The 16,293-nt window shown below is 59.6% G+C and carries 17 protein-coding genes, 2 pseudogenes and 1 riboswitch; of the genes and pseudogenes, 15 read left to right on the top strand and 4 right to left on the bottom strand.

Annotation, left to right across the window (positions count from 1 at the left end; translation table 11 throughout):
• Positions 1-238 precede the first annotated feature (238 nt).
• The 11 genes from atpD to AC2FEB_RS07995 all read left to right on the top strand — a co-directional run bounded on the left by atpD (position 239) and on the right by AC2FEB_RS07995 (position 7,711).
• Positions 239-1,669 carry a F0F1 ATP synthase subunit beta gene (atpD, locus tag AC2FEB_RS07945; protein ID WP_496883994.1) on the top strand — a complete coding sequence of 477 codons (1,431 nt, stop codon included), beginning with the start codon at positions 239-241 and terminating at the stop codon, positions 1,667-1,669.
• Complete coding sequence (locus AC2FEB_RS07950; protein ID WP_496883974.1) at positions 1,666-2,076, top strand: F0F1 ATP synthase subunit epsilon; 411 nt, start codon at positions 1,666-1,668, stop codon at positions 2,074-2,076. Before atpD ends, AC2FEB_RS07950 begins: the two co-directional genes overlap by 4 nt.
• Entirely contained in the window at positions 2,073-2,366 is a 294-nt protein-coding gene (locus AC2FEB_RS07955; RefSeq protein ID WP_496883975.1) for an AtpZ/AtpI family protein, read from the top strand. The genes AC2FEB_RS07950 and AC2FEB_RS07955 overlap by 4 nt, the downstream gene beginning before the upstream one ends.
• Positions 2,363-2,653 carry an N-ATPase subunit AtpR gene (locus AC2FEB_RS07960; RefSeq protein WP_316294571.1) on the top strand — a complete coding sequence of 97 codons (291 nt, stop codon included), beginning with the start codon at positions 2,363-2,365 and terminating at the stop codon, positions 2,651-2,653. The genes AC2FEB_RS07955 and AC2FEB_RS07960 overlap by 4 nt, the downstream gene beginning before the upstream one ends.
• Positions 2,650-3,363 carry a F0F1 ATP synthase subunit A gene (locus AC2FEB_RS07965; RefSeq protein WP_496883976.1) on the top strand — a complete coding sequence of 238 codons (714 nt, stop codon included), beginning with the start codon at positions 2,650-2,652 and terminating at the stop codon, positions 3,361-3,363. Before AC2FEB_RS07960 ends, AC2FEB_RS07965 begins: the two co-directional genes overlap by 4 nt.
• Entirely contained in the window at positions 3,363-3,608 is a 246-nt protein-coding gene (locus tag AC2FEB_RS07970; RefSeq protein ID WP_496883995.1) for a F0F1 ATP synthase subunit C, read from the top strand. Before AC2FEB_RS07965 ends, AC2FEB_RS07970 begins: the two co-directional genes overlap by 1 nt.
• Positions 3,609-3,612: 4 nt before the next feature.
• A complete protein-coding gene (locus AC2FEB_RS07975; protein WP_496883977.1) occupies positions 3,613-4,350 on the top strand; it encodes a F0F1 ATP synthase subunit delta in 738 nt (245 codons plus the stop codon).
• Positions 4,340-5,863, top strand: a complete 1,524-nt coding sequence (locus AC2FEB_RS07980; protein ID WP_496883978.1) for a F0F1 ATP synthase subunit alpha — start codon at positions 4,340-4,342, stop codon at positions 5,861-5,863. The genes AC2FEB_RS07975 and AC2FEB_RS07980 overlap by 11 nt, the downstream gene beginning before the upstream one ends.
• Positions 5,860-6,714 carry a F0F1 ATP synthase subunit gamma gene (locus AC2FEB_RS07985; protein WP_496883979.1) on the top strand — a complete coding sequence of 285 codons (855 nt, stop codon included), beginning with the start codon at positions 5,860-5,862 and terminating at the stop codon, positions 6,712-6,714. The genes AC2FEB_RS07980 and AC2FEB_RS07985 overlap by 4 nt, the downstream gene beginning before the upstream one ends.
• 64 nt (positions 6,715-6,778) lie before the next feature.
• Positions 6,779-7,300 carry a hypothetical protein gene (locus AC2FEB_RS07990; protein WP_496883980.1) on the top strand — a complete coding sequence of 174 codons (522 nt, stop codon included), beginning with the start codon at positions 6,779-6,781 and terminating at the stop codon, positions 7,298-7,300.
• 63 nt (positions 7,301-7,363) lie between these two features.
• Complete coding sequence (locus AC2FEB_RS07995) at positions 7,364-7,711, top strand: hypothetical protein (RefSeq protein WP_496723822.1); 348 nt, start codon at positions 7,364-7,366, stop codon at positions 7,709-7,711.
• 306 nt (positions 7,712-8,017) lie between these two features.
• Here AC2FEB_RS07995 and AC2FEB_RS08000 read toward each other — a convergent pair.
• The 4 genes and pseudogenes from AC2FEB_RS08000 to AC2FEB_RS08015 form a co-directional block, all read right to left on the bottom strand.
• Positions 8,018-8,275, bottom strand: a pseudogene (locus AC2FEB_RS08000) (integrase core domain-containing protein); the annotation flags it as partial.
• A 255-nt stretch (positions 8,276-8,530) separates the two neighbouring features.
• Positions 8,531-8,848 (bottom strand): annotated as a pseudogene (locus tag AC2FEB_RS08005) (HipA N-terminal domain-containing protein); the annotation flags it as partial.
• Positions 8,848-9,093, bottom strand: a complete 246-nt coding sequence (locus AC2FEB_RS08010) for a helix-turn-helix domain-containing protein (RefSeq protein ID WP_036560649.1) — start codon at positions 9,091-9,093, stop codon at positions 8,848-8,850. The pseudogene AC2FEB_RS08005 and the gene AC2FEB_RS08010, both read right to left, overlap by 1 nt.
• Positions 9,094-9,190: 97 nt before the next feature.
• Positions 9,191-10,054, bottom strand: coding sequence for a hypothetical protein (locus AC2FEB_RS08015; protein ID WP_496883981.1), 864 nt, complete (start codon positions 10,052-10,054; stop codon positions 9,191-9,193).
• Between the two features lie 278 nt (positions 10,055-10,332).
• Here AC2FEB_RS08015 and AC2FEB_RS08020 point away from each other — a divergent pair, with 278 nt between their 5' ends.
• The 4 genes from AC2FEB_RS08020 (at position 10,333) to cobW (ending at position 16,291) form a co-directional block, all read left to right on the top strand.
• Positions 10,333-11,136 carry a tyrosine-type recombinase/integrase gene (locus AC2FEB_RS08020; protein ID WP_496674802.1) on the top strand — a complete coding sequence of 268 codons (804 nt, stop codon included), beginning with the start codon at positions 10,333-10,335 and terminating at the stop codon, positions 11,134-11,136.
• 1,341 nt (positions 11,137-12,477) lie between these two features.
• The gene (locus AC2FEB_RS08025) at positions 12,478-14,334 is read left to right on the top strand and encodes an SLC13 family permease (RefSeq protein WP_496674882.1); all 1,857 of its coding nucleotides are present in this window, start codon (positions 12,478-12,480) and stop codon (positions 14,332-14,334) included.
• A gap of 226 nt (positions 14,335-14,560) precedes the next feature.
• Positions 14,561-14,767, top strand: a riboswitch (cobalamin riboswitch).
• 92 nt (positions 14,768-14,859) lie between these two features.
• Positions 14,860-15,234 carry a DUF1636 family protein gene (locus AC2FEB_RS08030; RefSeq protein ID WP_170347195.1) on the top strand — a complete coding sequence of 125 codons (375 nt, stop codon included), beginning with the start codon at positions 14,860-14,862 and terminating at the stop codon, positions 15,232-15,234.
• 1 nt (position 15,235) lies between these two features.
• Positions 15,236-16,291, top strand: a complete 1,056-nt coding sequence (cobW, locus tag AC2FEB_RS08035; RefSeq protein WP_117869507.1) for a cobalamin biosynthesis protein CobW — start codon at positions 15,236-15,238, stop codon at positions 16,289-16,291.
• The last annotated feature ends 2 nt before the right edge of the window (positions 16,292-16,293 follow it).

Below are 16,293 nucleotides of genomic sequence, written 5' to 3' on the forward strand. Positions count from 1 at the left end.
GCGGCGCATGTGCCCTGTGTAGCAAACGACCGTGGTGGTCGCATTGATACAGATCAGTGCCCACCATCGCTCAGCGTTTTATGCTTCTTTCAATTGTTCCTAGCAGGCTACCGTTTTCTGGCTGGCTGCCCGCGACAGGAAAGCAAAGAGGCCCCGTTTGACACCCAAGAGCTCAGATCCGACACCGATCAGGGACGCTACCCGCGTCGGGACAGGCGCACAGGTGGATGATTGCGGCTTGCCTCTCGACGGTGTTGTGCATGCCGTCAGAGGGGCGGTTGTAGATGTTGTCTTTGCCGGGGCCGAGCTGCCACCAATCAATTCTGCCCTGGTCGTGAAATGGGACCGCCCGACCGTCCTTACTCTCGAAGTCCACAGCCACCTCGATCAGAATACAATACGCGCGGTGGCGTTTCAGTCCACCGCAGGCCTTGCCCGTGGCGTTTCGGTTCACCCCAGCGGCGGGCCGGTCACCGTGCCCGTGGGCGAAGCCGTTCTTGGGCGGCTTCTGGATGTCGTGGGTAACGTGCAGGACGACGGGCCTGCCTTGCCTGAGGATACACCACGTCGCTCGATCCATGCCCTGCCGCCGCTTCTGAAATCCCAGACTGGCGCCACCGACGTATTTGAGACGGGGATCAAGGTGATCGACCTCCTGACGCCGATGGCTCAGGGCGGCAAGGCCGCGATGTTCGGCGGCGCCGGCGTGGGCAAGACCGTTCTGGTGATGGAATTGATCCGCGCCATGGTCGAGAAATATGAAGGTATCTCCGTCTTCGCGGGCGTCGGTGAGAGATCACGCGAGGGGCATGAGCTGCTGACTGAAATGCAGGACTCGGGCGTTCTGGAGCGCACCGTGCTGGTCTACGGTCAGATGAACGAGCCACCCGGCGCGCGCTGGCGGGCTCCGCTCACAGCCTTGACGATTTCGGAATATTTCCGCGACCAGAAGCACAAGAATGTCCTTCTTCTGATGGATAACGTGTTCCGTTTTGTTCAGGCCGGGGCCGAGGTGTCCAGCTTGCTGGGCCGCCTTCCCTCGCGCGTGGGTTACCAGCCGACGCTCGCGACCGAAGTGGCGGGCTTGCAGGAACGTATTGCCTCTGTGGCAGGCTCTGCCGTGACCGCCATTCAGGCGGTCTATGTGCCAGCCGACGATTTTACCGACCCCGCGGTGACCACGATTTCCGGGCACATGGATTGCGTCATCATGCTGTCGCGGGCTCAGGCCGCTGAAGGGTTCTATCCGGCGATTGACCCGCTGGGCTCGTCATCGATGCTGCTCGATCCGCTGGTTGTCGGTGACGGGCATTACCAGACCGCCGAAGCTGTCCGTCAGGCATTGGCAAGGTTTCGCGAATTGACCGACATCATTTCGCTACTGGGAGTCGAGGAACTGGGCACCGCCGACCGCTTGATCGTCAAACGCGCACGCCGGTTGCAACGGTTCCTGACCCAGCCCTTCATGGTGACCGAGGCCTTTACCGGCACACCGGGCGCCAGCGTGCCCCTCACCGAGACCCTCTCGGGGTGCCGCGCCATTCTGGACGGCGAAGCCGACGAGTGGTCCGAAAGCTCGCTCTACATGATCGGAACGCTGGAGGACGCAAGACAGAAAGAGGCCGCTGCAAATGCCTCGGACACCACCAACGCCGAGGAAGCGGCATGAGATTGCGGATCGTGACCCCCCTGTCCGTCGTTGTGGACGAGGATGCCGAAAGCTTGCGGGGGCAGGACGCAAGCGGCAGCTTCGGCATTCGGCCCGGCCACGCCCCGTTCCTGACCGCGCTCGCGGTTTCCATCCTCAGTTGGAAAACCTCCGGGCTTGAGCGGTTCTGCGCCTTGCGCGGCGGGGTGCTGACCGTGACCGGCGGTAGCAGCGTCGCGATCGCCACCCGCGAGGCCGTGGCGGGCGACGATCTGGCCACGCTGGACGCGGAGGTTCTGACCCGGTTTCAGACCGACGCCGACGAAGAACGGGTCGAACATGTCGAGACGATGCGAATGCAAATGAACGCCATCCGCCAGATGATCAGCGGGTTGCGCCGGGGCGCAGACACGGGACAGTTCCGATGACCGAAGACCCATCTGAGCCCCCGGAGACCGATCCTCTGGTCGAGGAAATCCGCAAGCATCGCAGCCGGCGCGAGCAGTGGTTGCGCGAAGGTGACATGTCCGTCGGTCGACGTTTGGCGCAGGTCGGCGTGCTGGGCTGGATCTTTGTGGTGCCGACCTTGGCGGGCCTGTTCTTCGGACGCTGGCTCGATACGCTATTTGAGACGGGCATCTTCTGGAGCGCCCCGATGATGCTGCTCGGGCTTTGCATAGGCGGCTGGACCGCTTGGAAATGGATGAACGCACGATGACCGATCCCTCCACTCTCCCGCTAATCGTCCTTCTTCCGATCTGCTTTCTGGGTGGGCTCTTCATCGGATGGGGCTATTTCCGTGCGCTTCGCGAGACTGCCAACCTGATCGTGGGCGGAGGCAAACCGCTCAGGGCGATCGTCCTGACCCTCGCGCGCATCTCGCTTCTGGCCACCGGGTTCTTCATCGCCGTGCTGGCAGGCGGCCTTGCCCTTTTGGCGGCCCTTGCGGGGGTCCTCTGCGCAAAGTGGATCATGCTCCGCAGGATGGGGGATATCCAAACATGAACTCTCCCCTCGACTCCACCGTCCTGTTCCAGATCGGACCGGTTCAGATCACGCAAGCCATTGTCACGACATGGGCGATCATGGCGATACTAGTGATCGGGGCGTTCCTCTTGACCCGGCGGCTTGACCTCAGACCAACCCGGCGTCAGGCAGCGCTGGAACTGATGGTCGCTACGCTCGATACCCAGATCACCGAGACAACGGGCGCGGCACCCGCCCCCTATCGCGGGTTCATCGGCACGCTCTTTCTGTTCATCCTCGTGGCGAATTGGTCCTCGCTTGTCCCGGGGGTCGACCCTCCGACCGCACAGCTTGAAACCGACGCCGCCCTCGCCGTTCTGGTGTTCCTGTCCGTGATCTGGTTCGGCATACGCGCGGGCGGCGTTGGCGGCTGGCTGAAAACTTTCGCCGCGCCTAATCCAGTGATGATCCCGCTGAACATCCTGCAAAGCCTGACGCGGGTCTTTTCCATGTTCGTCCGACTGTTCGGCAACGTGATGAGCGGTGTGTTCGTCATCGGCATCGTCGCCTCATTGGCTGGCCTGCTGGTACCGATCCCATTGATGGCGCTCGATCTGCTGACCGGGCTGGTGCAGGCCTACATCTTCGCGGTGTTGGCGATGGTGTTCATTACCTCTGCGGTCGAGGACGGCGCGCGAACCCAACCGAATATCGACCTTGCCCCTTCCCCAACGAAAAAGGATTCATGATGGACTATGCTCCGCTTGCCAGTATCTTCTGTGCGGCCTTTGCGGTTGCCTTTGGCGCTATCGGCCCCGCCCTTGCAGAGGGGCGCGCCGTTGCCGCCGCGATGGAGGCAATTGCCCGACAGCCCGATGCCGCAAATACGATCTCGCGCACGCTGTTCGTCGGGCTCGCGATGATCGAGACGACGGCAATCTATTGTCTGGTTATTGCGCTCCTGCTGCTCTTCGCCAACCCGCTACTGGCATGAGCGCATGACCCTCGATTGGTGGGGACTGGGTCTTCAGGCCATCAACGTCCTGATCCTCGTCTGGCTGCTCAGCCGCGTGTTCTGGCGGCCGATAGCCGGGGCGATCACCCGGCGCCAGGAAGCGGCGCAGGCCATGCTGGATGAAGGCAAGACAGCACAAGCGAAAGCCGACGCTGCGCTGGCCGAGGTCGCTGAGACTCGCGCAGGCATCGCGGCCGAACGCGAGGCCATACTTGCTGATGCCAAAGCGGCAGCAGACACAGTAGCGAAAGCCGCGCTGAAGGATACTCAAACCAAGGCGGACGCCATGATCGCTGCCGCGCGCACCGCCATTGACCGCAACAGAAACACAGCGCGGAAAGAGAACGCAACGAGAGCTGCCGAATTGTCGGTCGAGGTTGCAGCCCGGCTTCTGGGCCGGTTCAACACGCCTGCGGTTCAGGCGACGTTCCTTGCGCAACTTGTCGAGGCGATCGCGGGCATGTCCGCTTCCGACCGAACGGCGCTGATAGCCTCGGCAGACGACATCGAGATCATCACCACGACAAACCCGGAGGACGCGGAAAGGGCCAAGATCGAACAAGCGGTAAAGGATGCGTTGGACGGCACGCCCAGCGTTCGTCTTGTCGCCGATCCCGACCTGATCGCCGGACTGGAACTCCGCAGCGGGCATTTCGTGCTTCACAACAGCTGGCGGGCCGATCTGGAGAATATCCTGAAGGAGGTCGAGAATGCCGCCTGACGCGCCAGACTGGTTCACCTCGGCGCAAGGCGCAGTGCGTCGCGCGGCACTGGGTCCGAGACCCGAACACAGGGGCCGTGTCGAGGAGATCGGGGACGGTGTGGCGATGATCTCGGGCTTGCGCGACGTGCGGTTGGACGAGGTTCTGCGGTTAGAGGGCGGTCAATTCGGGTTCGCACGGGTTCTGGACCCCGATCTGATTGGCTGCGTGTTCATCGACGCGGCGACCAAGGTCGAGGCGGGCGACGCCGTCTTCGGCACTGGCGAAGTGGTGAGGGTGCCTGTCGGAGAGGCGCTGCTTGGGCGCATCGTGGACCCACTTGGCCGCCCGCTGGACGGAAATGGGACAATTGAGGCCGAGGAGCTGTGGCCGATCGAGCGCCCGGCGCCGTCGATCATCGAACGCGACCTCGTGACCGAGCCGGTACAGACCGGGATACTCGTGATGGACACGTTGTTCGCGCTTGGCAGGGGCCAGCGCGAGTTGATCGTCGGGGATCATTCGACCGGAAAGACGACGCTGGCCACCGACACAATGATCGCCCAAGCGCACAGCGACATGATCTGCATCTATGTCGCCGTGGGGCAAAAGACATCCAGCGTACGCCGCGCCATCGACGCGCTGCAGGCGCATGGGAATTTCGCGCGCTGCATCGTGATTGTCGCGGGCTCCGCCTCGGCGCCAGGGCTGCAATGGATAGCGCCTTATGCAGGCGTCACGATGGCGGAATATTTCCGCGACCAAGGCGGTCACGCCCTCGTGGTGATCGACGATCTTTCCAAACACGCCGCCACCCACCGCGAGATCGCCCTTCTGACCCGGCAATCTCCGGGGCGCGAGGCCTATCCGGGGGACGTGTTCTACATACATGCCCGCCTACTGGAACGGGCTGCCAAGCTGTCAAAGGCGCGTGGTGGGGGGTCTCTGACCGCCTTGCCGATTGCGGAAACCGATGCGGGGAACCTGTCGGCCTATATCCCGACCAACCTGATCTCGATCACGGACGGACAGATCGTGCTGGATGCTGCTCTGTTCCATCAGGGGCAGAAACCGGCTGTGGACGTGGGGCTGAGCGTCAGCCGTGTGGGCGGCAAGACCCAGGCGCCTGTGCTGCGCGAGGCGGCCAGCACGCTACGGCTCGACTATGCGCAGTTTCTGGAACTCGAGGTCTTCACCCGGTTCGGCGGCATGCCCGAAGGTCGCGTGCGCGATCAACTCAGGCGCGGGAAAAGGATCCGCGCAATCCTGCGTCAGCCGCAGAATGCACCCCTTCGCCTGGCAGATGAGGTGGCGCTCCTGCTCGCCGTGCAGTCAGGGCTACTGGACCCCCTATCGCTCGATGCTGTTGCCGCCTTTCGGGATGAACTGCCGGATATCCTTGACCGGGATGCCGCCGATGCCTTGCGCGTCCTTTCCGAGACCGGGGAACTGTACGAAGAGGCACAGGCTACCCTGATCGCCGCGACGACCCGCCTTGCGTCGAAGCTTGGCGATACGGAGCCAGCGACATGACCGAACGACTGGCCGATGTCAGCGCCCGGATCGACGGCATTCGCCAGTTGGGGGCCGTGGTGAACGCGATGAAGGGCATCGCCGCCGCGCGCGCCAGCACCGCCCGCGCCGAGATCAAAGCCGTCGACAGCTACGCCGCGACAATTGCCGCCGCCATATCCGATGCACTTGGCCCCGCGAGTCCCGCATCATCGGCCAATACCTCCGGAGGTCAAGCCAACGGCATCACCGGTCTTTTAGTGTTCAGCGCAGAACAGGGCTTTGCCGGGGCCTTCAGTGAACGCGTTCTGGACTGTATCGACGAAGATCTGTCTGCTACCAGCTTGTTTCTGATCGGCACCCGCGGCCTGTCCATCGCTGCCGCGCGCGGTCTCCATCCAGTCTGGTCTGCGCCAATGCCCTCGCATACGCCCGGCATTCCGAAACTGGCCGATCAGATTACCAAGGCGATCTACCGCGCCCTGGGCGAGGGTCGTTTTGAGCGTATGGATATGATCCACGCCGGATGGGCGTCCGGGCGACCTCAAGTCCTCCGGCAGGTTCTGTTGCCGGTCGATCTGTCGGCCCTGCCGCCGCCTGGAACGACACGTCCGCTGACCCAGCTACCCACCGACGCCCTGATCAATAGTCTCAGCGGTGACTATCTCCATGCCCGGGTGTGCAAGGCGGCGCTTCATGCCTTTGCCGCAGAGAACGAGGCAAGAATGGAGGCCATGTCCGCCGCGGGCAGCCAGATCACGCGCGAGCTGGGCGAATTCGAGGCGACGCTGCGCCAGGTACGACAGGAAGCGATCACAGCCGAAATCATCGAATTAGGGACCGGCACGGCGTCCGCGCGCGACGCAAGGTGAGCGCTACGGGGCTATCGTAGCCTTCTATTGATCTGCGTCAGCACAAGGTGGCGCGGTTTGGGTCATGTTGGTCGTTACCAAAGGTGTGGCACCCGCCCGTTTTGGTTCGACCGGCGCCATGACATCGACCAGTTCGGCTCATGCAAACGGCGCCAGCAAGGATCCCGCAATGGCATACGCCCCGACGCAACTTGGACAAGACCCGCAATTTGAGCCGTTTCTGTACGCGCCCTTGGGTGAAGATCGACGTGGAAGCAGCGTCACCGTTCTATCGATGTTCGCCCGGCTCGGCCTCGACCCCTGGAGCGAAGCATCAGAGCTTTCCAAGTTGCCCGTAGCGGCGGCACGGCAAAGATTGGAGGCGCTGATGACACGTTTCCATGATGTACCGACCCCTGTTCCGGATCGGAGCAGGATCGTCTCGGGTCTTCTTGCCCTGCTGCCGAGGCGGGCGACGACGGCAAGTTCACCCCAGGACGGCACTTCGGCCAAACTTGCGCTGCCGCCTCAGGGATCCGCATTCTACTGGATCATCGCGGCAGCCCTGTTCGTTGGCTGGGTCGCCATGCTGGCACAAGGCCAGTGAGATGCGCCCCTGCGCGAAACAGCCATCACCCAGCACAACCACCAATCTTGAAAGGAGCCTTGAATGACTGCAGATGACACCCTCTGGGATCTGGAAGAACGCTTCTGGACACAAGGCGCCGACAGTGCGCGTCACGCCACAGCAAAAGGCGCCGTTTTCGTCTTGCCCTATCCTGCCGGCATTCTTCAGGGCGATGCGCTCTGGAGAGAAAAAGACGTCGCCCAGCGGTGGCGTTCGGTCGAGATGAGCGAGCGTTACCTCTCACACCAAAACGACATTGCCGTATTGGCCTATCGTGTCTCTGCCGAACGGAGCGACGAACCGATCTACGAGGCGCTCTGCACCTCGACCTACCTGAACGACGACGGCAAGTGGCTGCGCCTTTCGCACCAGCAGACGCCGCTGAATTGATCGCGAGAGTTACCAGGCGCGGGTTCTTACGGGCGGCAATGTTCAGGCGAAGCATCGCGGGCACGGTTCACGTTCTGATCCACAAGCCTCTGTGATGCGCGCAGCCTAACCTCGGTCAGTCCGCCATCTGCGATCCTGGATCATGATTGTCTGGCGTCAGCGCTTATGGGTCCAAATAGGGCAAATTGCTAAGAGAGTGTTCTTGGCTCATCGTAACCACTGAGGAGTGGAAGATGAGACAGACAACTGGAACACGCAAAAGCCCTGGTGAACCGCCCCGGTTTCCCGGAGGCTGATTACTCCGTTTCACGCGACTTTATCGAACTCGTTGCATTGTTCATAGAACTTCTCCTCGGCCTCTGCTGGCGGGATGTTTCCGATTGGCTGAAGTAGCCGTCGGTTGTTGAACCAGTCGACCCATTTCAGGGTTTCCCATTCGACGGCATCGGCGGTTTTCCAGGGATCCAGCCGGTGGATGACCTCGGCCTTGAACAACCCGATAATCGTCTCTGCCAGGGCGTTGTCATAGCTGTCACCGACGCTGTCGGACAAGTCGATCCCTGCGGGCAAAACACCCAGCTGGGTCTTGAGGATATGGGTCGTTGGGGTGAGCCCCGATGGACGGATCCACGCGCCCTCGTGGCGTAGCAGCGCCGTTTTTTCCTGCGCCCCTGCGATAGAAATGCGGAAGTCGTCTTCCTCATCTAAGCCTAGCGGAGCGTTTGCGAGGTTGCGTAACATATCCGCAACCTGTGCCTCTGAAACGGGCTCTCCCTCGAGTGCGCCAAACTCGGGGATCTCGCCCGAAACGAACTGCAAGGCCCCTACGCAATCGCGCCCGATTTTCTCCAGCATGTGCCAGGCGTCCGTACCGCCTGCACGCACCCGAGCGGCTACGCGTTCGCGTATCGCCTGATTGTCGGGCAACAGGTTTTCCAGGTAGGCAATGACAGGGCCACCTTGGTGCGCCTCTTCGCGCAAAGGCAGGGATAGAGAGATGGGCATGGCGTGTTCCCACGACAGCCAGTCCGGATCATAGGTGAAGTTGATTGCGCCCGAGCTTGCGAGACGCAAAGCCCCCACCAACTTTCCATTCAGAAGCACCTGCATAGTGCCGCTACGCCCGCGTTTGGCCATCAGAAGATATCCTCGATTTCAAGCGAGCCACCGCGCTCCACCAATCGGAACTCAAGCCCAAGTGCCGCCATGACAGCGAGCACTGTGGCGAGCTTGGTTCCCGCATCGCCATTCTCCAGCGACGAGATTGTCGCGACGCGCAAATTCGTACGCGCGCTAATGTCGCTTTGGGTCCAGCCGCGCGCTTTGCGCGTCCGGCGAAGTGCCTCGCCGATCTGCTCGGCCGTTCTTGCTGTGAGGTCCATGATGCGGCTCCTTTTACGGCGCAGCGTAAATCAAAACAAATTACGCCGCAACGTAAATAATTAAATTTTACGCTATGGCGTAACAATCGAGCCGCACTTATGCCTGCAGCCCCGCAGCGCGCACCTGTTCAGGCGTCACCAACTTTGACGCGATCAGGTCCTCGATCTGTCGGTTTGTGATGTGGCGGCACAGGGGATGGCACTCGTGGATCCACTCGGCCAGGCTGGCGCGGCCTTTGGCTTCGGCCTCTCGCGCCTTCTCACGGTCCGCCTGCACCTGGGCAAGCCCCTTCTCCCATCGGCGCATCTTGAACCAATTGTCCGAGAAGCAGACCTTGCTGCGCGTGTAGCCCTCGCTTTCCTTGGCATAGGCTTTGACCGCCTGCTTCAGGTCATCGGGCTTTACCCCGGCTTTCACGGCCGCTAAAATCAGGCGCAACGTAGTTCGTCGGTCTCGGATCCTGTCTTCGGGATAGGCCGCCAGGATCTTCTCAGCTTCAAGATCTTCAACCTCCGCCGCCGCCTCGCGCCTGCGCGTAGGTGGTTTATGGATGGTTTTAGGATGGTTTGGGGTCCACCGTGAACCCCCTACCCCGTTCACAGTGGACCCCGTACCGGGTTCAGGCTGGACGGGGTTCACAGTGACCCCCGTCTCAATATCGGGCTCTGCCGTGGGCTCGAGCGCGGCCACGCGCTCCAAAACGATGCGGTAAATGACGGTGTAGCCGTTCTTGCAGTGCCGCCGCCCCGTCTCGATCAGAATGCCTTCGCGCAGGAAGTCGATGATGGTGCGTTTGACGGTGCTCTCGCTGAGCTCTGTGTGGCGCTGGATCGTGCCCTTGGAGCACCAGATACCCGAGCCGTCATCACTCGCCTTATCGGCTAGGAACATGATGATCTGCTTGCGCGCGGCGCTGCCAAAGCGGCGCTCGGCGCATTCGTTTGCGATCCGCCAGCTCATCGAATTATCCCAAGGTTAGAAACGATTTTGTGAGCATTCTGGCTCGCAAACAGCGTTGAAACTTTCGCTTTTTGTTCACTTTTTGTCAGGGGGTGTTTTGCACCCCTAAACCTTTGTTTTCGCGTCCGTTCTTTCTGGATTGCAAATCCGTGTACACCGGTTCGATTCCGGTACTCGCCTCCAACTTGTATTCTGACGCTAACCCGTTGGAATGTAACGACCCCAAAAACCCTGACGATTGTCAGCAGGGCATGTTCACGGATTTTACGGGAACACCCATGCTGATACGCGATGCACTCGCACGATATAAGATCGACCATCTGGACCAACTCAAACATGCCGGTGAACGCCTGACGCAGTTGGAGCGGGTACTTGAATCAAACTCATGTTCTCACATGCACACGATCACCAATTCCGACCTGTCGGATGCACTCAGCCGGTGGAAAACCAGCACCCGAATCCGGTACAGGGCAGCGGTGACGCATTTCTGGCGGTACGGGCGAGCCAATGATTGGACGACGCTGGCACCGACGATCCTGCCAGCCCGAGAAACACCACGCGAACAGACATTGACGCTGGACCAGCTACGCGCCTTGTATGAGGCCGCACCGTATCAGGGCAAGCCGTGGCGCCAGTTCCTGCAATTGCTCATCCTGACGGGCCAGAGACCCAGCGATCTGATGCAGTTCAACCCGGCTCTGGTGCGCGATCAGTGCATGGTGATCCCGTCTTCTAAGAACGGCACCAGCCACGTCATACCGTTGGTCGGTCGAGCTTTCGTTCTGGCCGCGATGCAGCCGAACCAGTTTCAGGATTTCAAGACAACCGCACACGTCAAACGACGCTGGTTCGTTGACACATATATCCCCGTCAGGAAGTTCCAGATCAGGGACATACGCAGATCGTTCACCACGCATCTGTGCGAACACGGCGCAGATGAAAACGAAGTAGACCGGATATTGAACCATCAGGCCGCAGCAACATCACGCGGGGTTGCACGAACCTACAACCGATCCCGACGCCTGAGACAGCGCCGGGAAATCATGAACCTGTGGGAAGGGTTGTTGTTTAAGGGTGCATAGCGGCATTGACCCGACGCAGAACAAAATTAGAACATGCAGCATGAAAAAATGGCCGCGGACGACTCCTTATGACCTGAAATGCAAACTGGAATGTTTGCGCGAGTATCGCAGCAAACCGTCGCTACAAGACGATTAGGTCGCTGTCTTTGAGTGGCTGATTCAGCACGGCATTGAACCACCAGACCACGCTTTGCCGACCGAACCGGAACTACGCGGGCCAGTCGGTCACAATTAGCTATACTTTTGGATAGTCCCCTATTCTTATGCCCGCTTATCGGTGTCGGTCATTTCGTGGTAGATACAAGTTGCATAGTCCTATGCGAACCCCTCCTGCGGCCACCATCCCAGTGCCGTTGGGATTAGCCAGCTTCGCAAAACTCACTCACAGGAACTGCGAAGCTGGTTCTTTTCTTGCCAACATAATCGTCGTCTTGGACCAAATTCAATCAGTCACATCATCCATTGCCTCTCAACCGGATGCATGCACCTACTGTGGCAGTTCACCGAAATAGCCGCTCAGGTAAGCTATTATTGCACCTATAACGCCGACCACAATCACAATTGAGATTAAAGCACCGCTGCCCCTTGAGTAGTAACCCATCGTCAGTAGCCCGACGACAAAGATGCCAACCAAAAAATAGAGTACAGTGTTGTCCATGACGAAACCCGTGCCGCAATGTCGTTTAGTCACAATATGATAGAATTTCGTGTCATGTCTAACCAAGAAAAAGCCCCGCACTATGGCGGGGCGGTCACTCGTTACCCCCTCATCCCCCAAAAAACCCGCGTTGTTCGGAGGGAAACCAAGTGAACAACGCGGGCAGACAGTTAGGGGTAAATTGTGTACGGCGTTAATTGCACTTTGGATCAAAATTCCCCGCGCCGCCCTAATCTGGGATGATAGGCAACGCGGGGACTTAGTCTGGTCATGGGACTGCCCAGACTAAATGGGGCAAGTGTGTTACGGGTCGTGTCGCTGGTTGGATCAAACTGTTGCAATTTGCGTTCACCTGCATTTGAGGGCGCTGTTCAACCAGCCAGTTCTTAGTTTTCCAACAGAACTTTTGCCAGCATTCCGTTTGTGTTGAACCGTCGGACCCATGCATACCGCCCGCTTAAACGTTCGACGCGCTGAACCGCGTGCGGGACACCACGACCACAGGGTTTGGTGTTCGTCAAACGAGGTTTTTACCATTACTCAAACCGCCATTCTTGGAGAAATATTATGTCTCGAAGTGAGTGAAAAACGAAACTTCATGACAAGGCGAGAAGGATGAACTAGGAATCTAACAAAGAAAAAGTTCTGGACGTATTGTGGAACACATTGCCTTTACCTTTGAGATGGGGGTCGTTTGTACCCTTCTGGCTTTCACCGTTTTTTTGTTCGTCTCCGAGATCATCAGGATCGACCTTTCCGCCATATTGGTTCTGGTTCTCATAGGCTTGCTCAGCTACGCGCCCGGGCTGGGAAATCTGGCGGATGTAACCCTTCTGTTCGACGGCTTCGCATCCAATGCCGTCATCTCGATCATTGCGGTAATGATCGTCGGTGCTGGTCTGGACAAGACGGGGATCATGAACAAGGTTGCTGCCGTTATCCTCAAATATGGTGGCAAATCGGAAGGCAGGGTTGTTCCAATCATCTCAGGAACCGTTGGCGTCATTTCTTCGTTCATGCAGAATGTCGGCGCCGCTGCTCTGTTTCTTCCCGTTGTCAGCCGTATTTCTTCGCGGTCAGGTATACCGCTGTCACGCCTGCTGATGCCGATGGGATTCTGCGCCATTTTGGGTGGCACAATGACGATGGTCGGGTCGTCTCCACTTATCCTGCTGAACGATCTGATCCTGACGGCAAATGACAGTTTGCCGGCCTCTCAGAAAATGGAGCCCTTCAGCCTGTTCTCGGTCACACCGATCGGTGCAGTTCTGATCCTGACGGGAATTGGTTACTTTTTGCTGTTGGGACGCTGGGTTTTGCCCGTGGCTGAAGGGCCTGACAATACGGGCACCGGACAAGGGACACAGGAATACCTGCAAAGGGTCTATGGCCTCAAAGCCGACGTGTTCGAAGTCGTAGTGCCCGAGGACAGCCCCTTGGTCGGAGAGATTCTGGCCGACATCAACCACGAAAACCACCTGTACATCATTTCCACCTTCTATCGCGGCAAAACCTCGATGGTTCAGGTTTTGACAGCCGAAATTGCGGCCCCGTGTCGGCTGGCCATCGTCGGCCGCCGTTGGGAGGTCGAGACGTTCGCCAAGAAATACGGGCTTACCGTTCTTCCGGATTTGGACATTTTTGTCGAAGAGTTCGCCCCCACCAATGCAGGCGTGGCCGAGGTGGTCGTCACGCCAGACAGCAAGCTGATCGGCAAATGCCCCCGCGAGCTTTTGTTCCGCAAGACCTATGGCATGTCGCTGCTGGCCATTCACCGCGGCGAAGAGACGCTGAGCCATGTCGAGACCGAGGATCACGAATCCACTCAGATCGGGCTCGAAAAGTTTCAGGCCGGTGACATGCTCGTGGCGCATACCAGATGGGACAACCTGATGCGGATCAAGCGCGACCCGGACTTCGTCGTTGTGACAACGGACTTCCCCCAGGACGAACTGAGGCCGCAAAAAGTCGGCTGGGCCCTGGCATTTTTCGCCATTTCGCTGTCATTGATCCTGTTCACGGACGTCCGGCTTTCGCTCTGCCTTCTTACCGGAGCGGTAGGCATGATGTTGACCCGTGTGCTCAGCGTGGATGAGGCATACCGCGCGGTCGGGTGGAACACCGTATTCCTGCTCGCCTGCCTCATACCTTTGGGACAAGCTGTACAGAACACAGGCACGGCTGCGTGGATCGCCCAGCAGATCATGATAATTCTGGACGGCTGGCCGCTCTGGTCGCTGCAAACCGGAATCGCTGTTCTGGCGACTGCTTTTTCTCTGGTCATGTCAAATGTCGGGGCCACTGTCCTGCTGGTGCCTTTGGCGGTATCGATTGCGATAGCGGCTGGTGGGAATCCATCGGTTTTTGCACTGACCGTCGCCATTTCCACATCGAACAGCTTCATCATCCCAACCCATCAGGTAAACGCATTGATTATGGGTCCGGCAGGATACAAGGTGATGGATTTCGTGCGTTCCGGCGGGATCATGACTGTGCTGTTTCTGGTCGTCTCTCTGCTCATGATCAACGTCATTTACTAGCGCGAGAGGATCCGGGGTGTTCGGCGGTCTTTTCCCACCATCGTGACAGGTTCTGTCCAGGCACCCGCTCACCACAGTGTACGACCCTGGCAGAGATACCGTTCGTCGCCGGGCTCATCTCAGGCTGTACCCCGCACGACATGCCGCCCATCGACGCCCACAGGTCGCTTTCTACTCCTCCGCATCATTGTTACGCGCGACTCGCTTGACAAGCAGGCCAGCGGTGCCGCATGTCCCTTTCGTTGGTGTCGGTGACAGCCGATGAAAAGGGAATGCGTCAACGGTCATGCCGCCAAACGCAGCCGCCCCCGCGACCGTGAACGGAGAGGATGCCCAATGCCACTGGCCCAAAGGCCGGGAAGGCGGGACATCCGACAGAGGCCCTCCTCTGGCATCCGCAAGCCGGGAGACCTGCCAACAACCGAAGTTGAAACCGGGCGGGGTGTTCCGGTGTCGGGTCCGTGACCAATCGTGGCCCGCATGAAACCCCGTCCCCCGCGAAGAGGATTTGGGGGGATGAGAGACATGACCGAGACCACACCAGTCGAGTTGCTGGTCTGTACCACCTGCCGTCGCGGCCTGCCTGTCGAAGATGACGCGCAACGCCCGGGCGCTTTGTTGCACAAGGCCCTGGAACAGGCTGACCTGCCCGACGGTGTCACCCTGAAAGCCGTAGAATGCCTGTCAAACTGCGATCAAGGTTGTTCGATCGTATTGCGCGGCGGGCCGGGCCGCTGGACATTCGTCTATGAAAACCTGAGCGAAACAGATCATGTCGACGTCATTGTCGACGGTGCGACCAAGTATCTGGCCACTGAAGATGGTTTGGTGAAATGGCGCGAACGCCCCGAACATTTCCGAAAAAACTGTGCCTCGCGCATTCCCCCGATTGGAGCCTGACATGTCGAACCTCGAAAAACTCCCCGTCACAGTGATCACCGGCTTTCTGGGCTCGGGCAAGACCACTTTGGTGCGTCATCTGATGCAGAACCCGCAGGGCAAGCGCCTTGCTGTCGTGGTCAACGAGTTCGGCGATGTAGGCGTCGATGGCGACATCCTGAAATCCTGCGCCATTCCCGATTGCCCGGCGGAAAACATCATGGAACTGGCCAATGGCTGCATCTGCTGCACCGTGGCAGATGATTTCATTCCCACCATCGAGGCCCTGATGGCTCTGGAACCGCGCCCGGATCACATCCTGATCGAAACCTCGGGACTGGCGCTTCCCAAACCATTGCTGAAGGCGTTTGACTGGCCCGACATCCGCTCGAAAATCACCGTGGATGGCGTGATCGCCCTAGCCGATGCCGAGGCTGTAGCCGCCGGTCGCTTCGCGCCCAATGTCGAAGCGGTGGATGCCCAGCGCATGGCCGATGACTCGATCGACCACGAAACGCCCCTGTCCGAGGTGTTCGAGGATCAGATCTCCTGCGCCGACATCATCCTGCTGACCAAGCCCGACCTCGCCGGCCCTGAAGGCGTGGTAAAAGCACGCGAGATCATCGCCGCCGAGGCGCCGCGTCCCCTGCCCGTGGTCGAAGTGGCCGAAGGTGCGGTGGACGTTCGCGTTGTGTTGGGTTTGGAAGCCGCCGCCGAGGATGACATGGACGCCCGCCCTTCGCATCACGACGGCCACCATGATCACGAGCATGACGATTTCGAAAGCATCATCGTCGAGTTGCCCGAGCAAGCCGATCCGACCCAACTGGTGGCCAAAATCGAACGCCTCGCCAATGAGCTGAACATCCTGCGGGTCAAAGGGTATGCCGCCGTTCAGGGAAAGCCCATGCGTCTGTTGGTACAAGCCGTGGGTGCGCGGGTACGTCACCAGTATGACCGTCCGTGGGAACCCGGCGAAGAGCGCCGTTCGCGTCTGGTCGTCATCGCCGAGCATGACGACATCAAAGAGGCGGAAATCCGCGAAATCCTCGTGGGTGTGCGTGAGGCTGCCGAGTAAGA

It is taken from the genome of Ruegeria sp. YTSC106 (assembly GCF_059609765.1).

Bases quoted from the DNA above. Each gene is read 5' to 3' on its own strand.
- AC2FEB_RS07950 (WP_496883974.1), top strand. From the start codon at position 1,666: ATGAGATTGCGGATCGTGACCCCCCTGTCCGTCGTTGTGGACGAGGAT.
- AC2FEB_RS07975 (WP_496883977.1), top strand. From the start codon at position 3,613: ATGACCCTCGATTGGTGGGGACTGGGTCTTCAGGCCATCAACGTCCTG.
- AC2FEB_RS08030 (WP_170347195.1), top strand. From the start codon at position 14,860: ATGACCGAGACCACACCAGTCGAGTTGCTGGTCTGTACCACCTGCCGT.
- AC2FEB_RS08010 (WP_036560649.1), bottom strand. From the start codon at position 9,093: ATGGACCTCACAGCAAGAACGGCCGAGCAGATCGGCGAGGCACTTCGC.
- AC2FEB_RS08020 (WP_496674802.1), top strand. From the start codon at position 10,333: ATGCTGATACGCGATGCACTCGCACGATATAAGATCGACCATCTGGAC.
- cobW (WP_117869507.1), top strand. From the start codon at position 15,236: ATGTCGAACCTCGAAAAACTCCCCGTCACAGTGATCACCGGCTTTCTG.
- AC2FEB_RS07965 (WP_496883976.1), top strand. From the start codon at position 2,650: ATGAACTCTCCCCTCGACTCCACCGTCCTGTTCCAGATCGGACCGGTT.
- AC2FEB_RS07985 (WP_496883979.1), top strand. From the start codon at position 5,860: ATGACCGAACGACTGGCCGATGTCAGCGCCCGGATCGACGGCATTCGC.
- AC2FEB_RS07955 (WP_496883975.1), top strand. From the start codon at position 2,073: ATGACCGAAGACCCATCTGAGCCCCCGGAGACCGATCCTCTGGTCGAG.
- AC2FEB_RS07960 (WP_316294571.1), top strand. From the start codon at position 2,363: ATGACCGATCCCTCCACTCTCCCGCTAATCGTCCTTCTTCCGATCTGC.
- AC2FEB_RS07990 (WP_496883980.1), top strand. From the start codon at position 6,779: ATGTTGGTCGTTACCAAAGGTGTGGCACCCGCCCGTTTTGGTTCGACC.
- AC2FEB_RS07970 (WP_496883995.1), top strand. From the start codon at position 3,363: ATGGACTATGCTCCGCTTGCCAGTATCTTCTGTGCGGCCTTTGCGGTT.
- AC2FEB_RS07980 (WP_496883978.1), top strand. From the start codon at position 4,340: ATGCCGCCTGACGCGCCAGACTGGTTCACCTCGGCGCAAGGCGCAGTG.
- AC2FEB_RS08015 (WP_496883981.1), bottom strand. From the start codon at position 10,054: ATGAGCTGGCGGATCGCAAACGAATGCGCCGAGCGCCGCTTTGGCAGC.
- AC2FEB_RS08025 (WP_496674882.1), top strand. From the start codon at position 12,478: ATGGGGGTCGTTTGTACCCTTCTGGCTTTCACCGTTTTTTTGTTCGTC.
- AC2FEB_RS07995 (WP_496723822.1), top strand. From the start codon at position 7,364: ATGACTGCAGATGACACCCTCTGGGATCTGGAAGAACGCTTCTGGACA.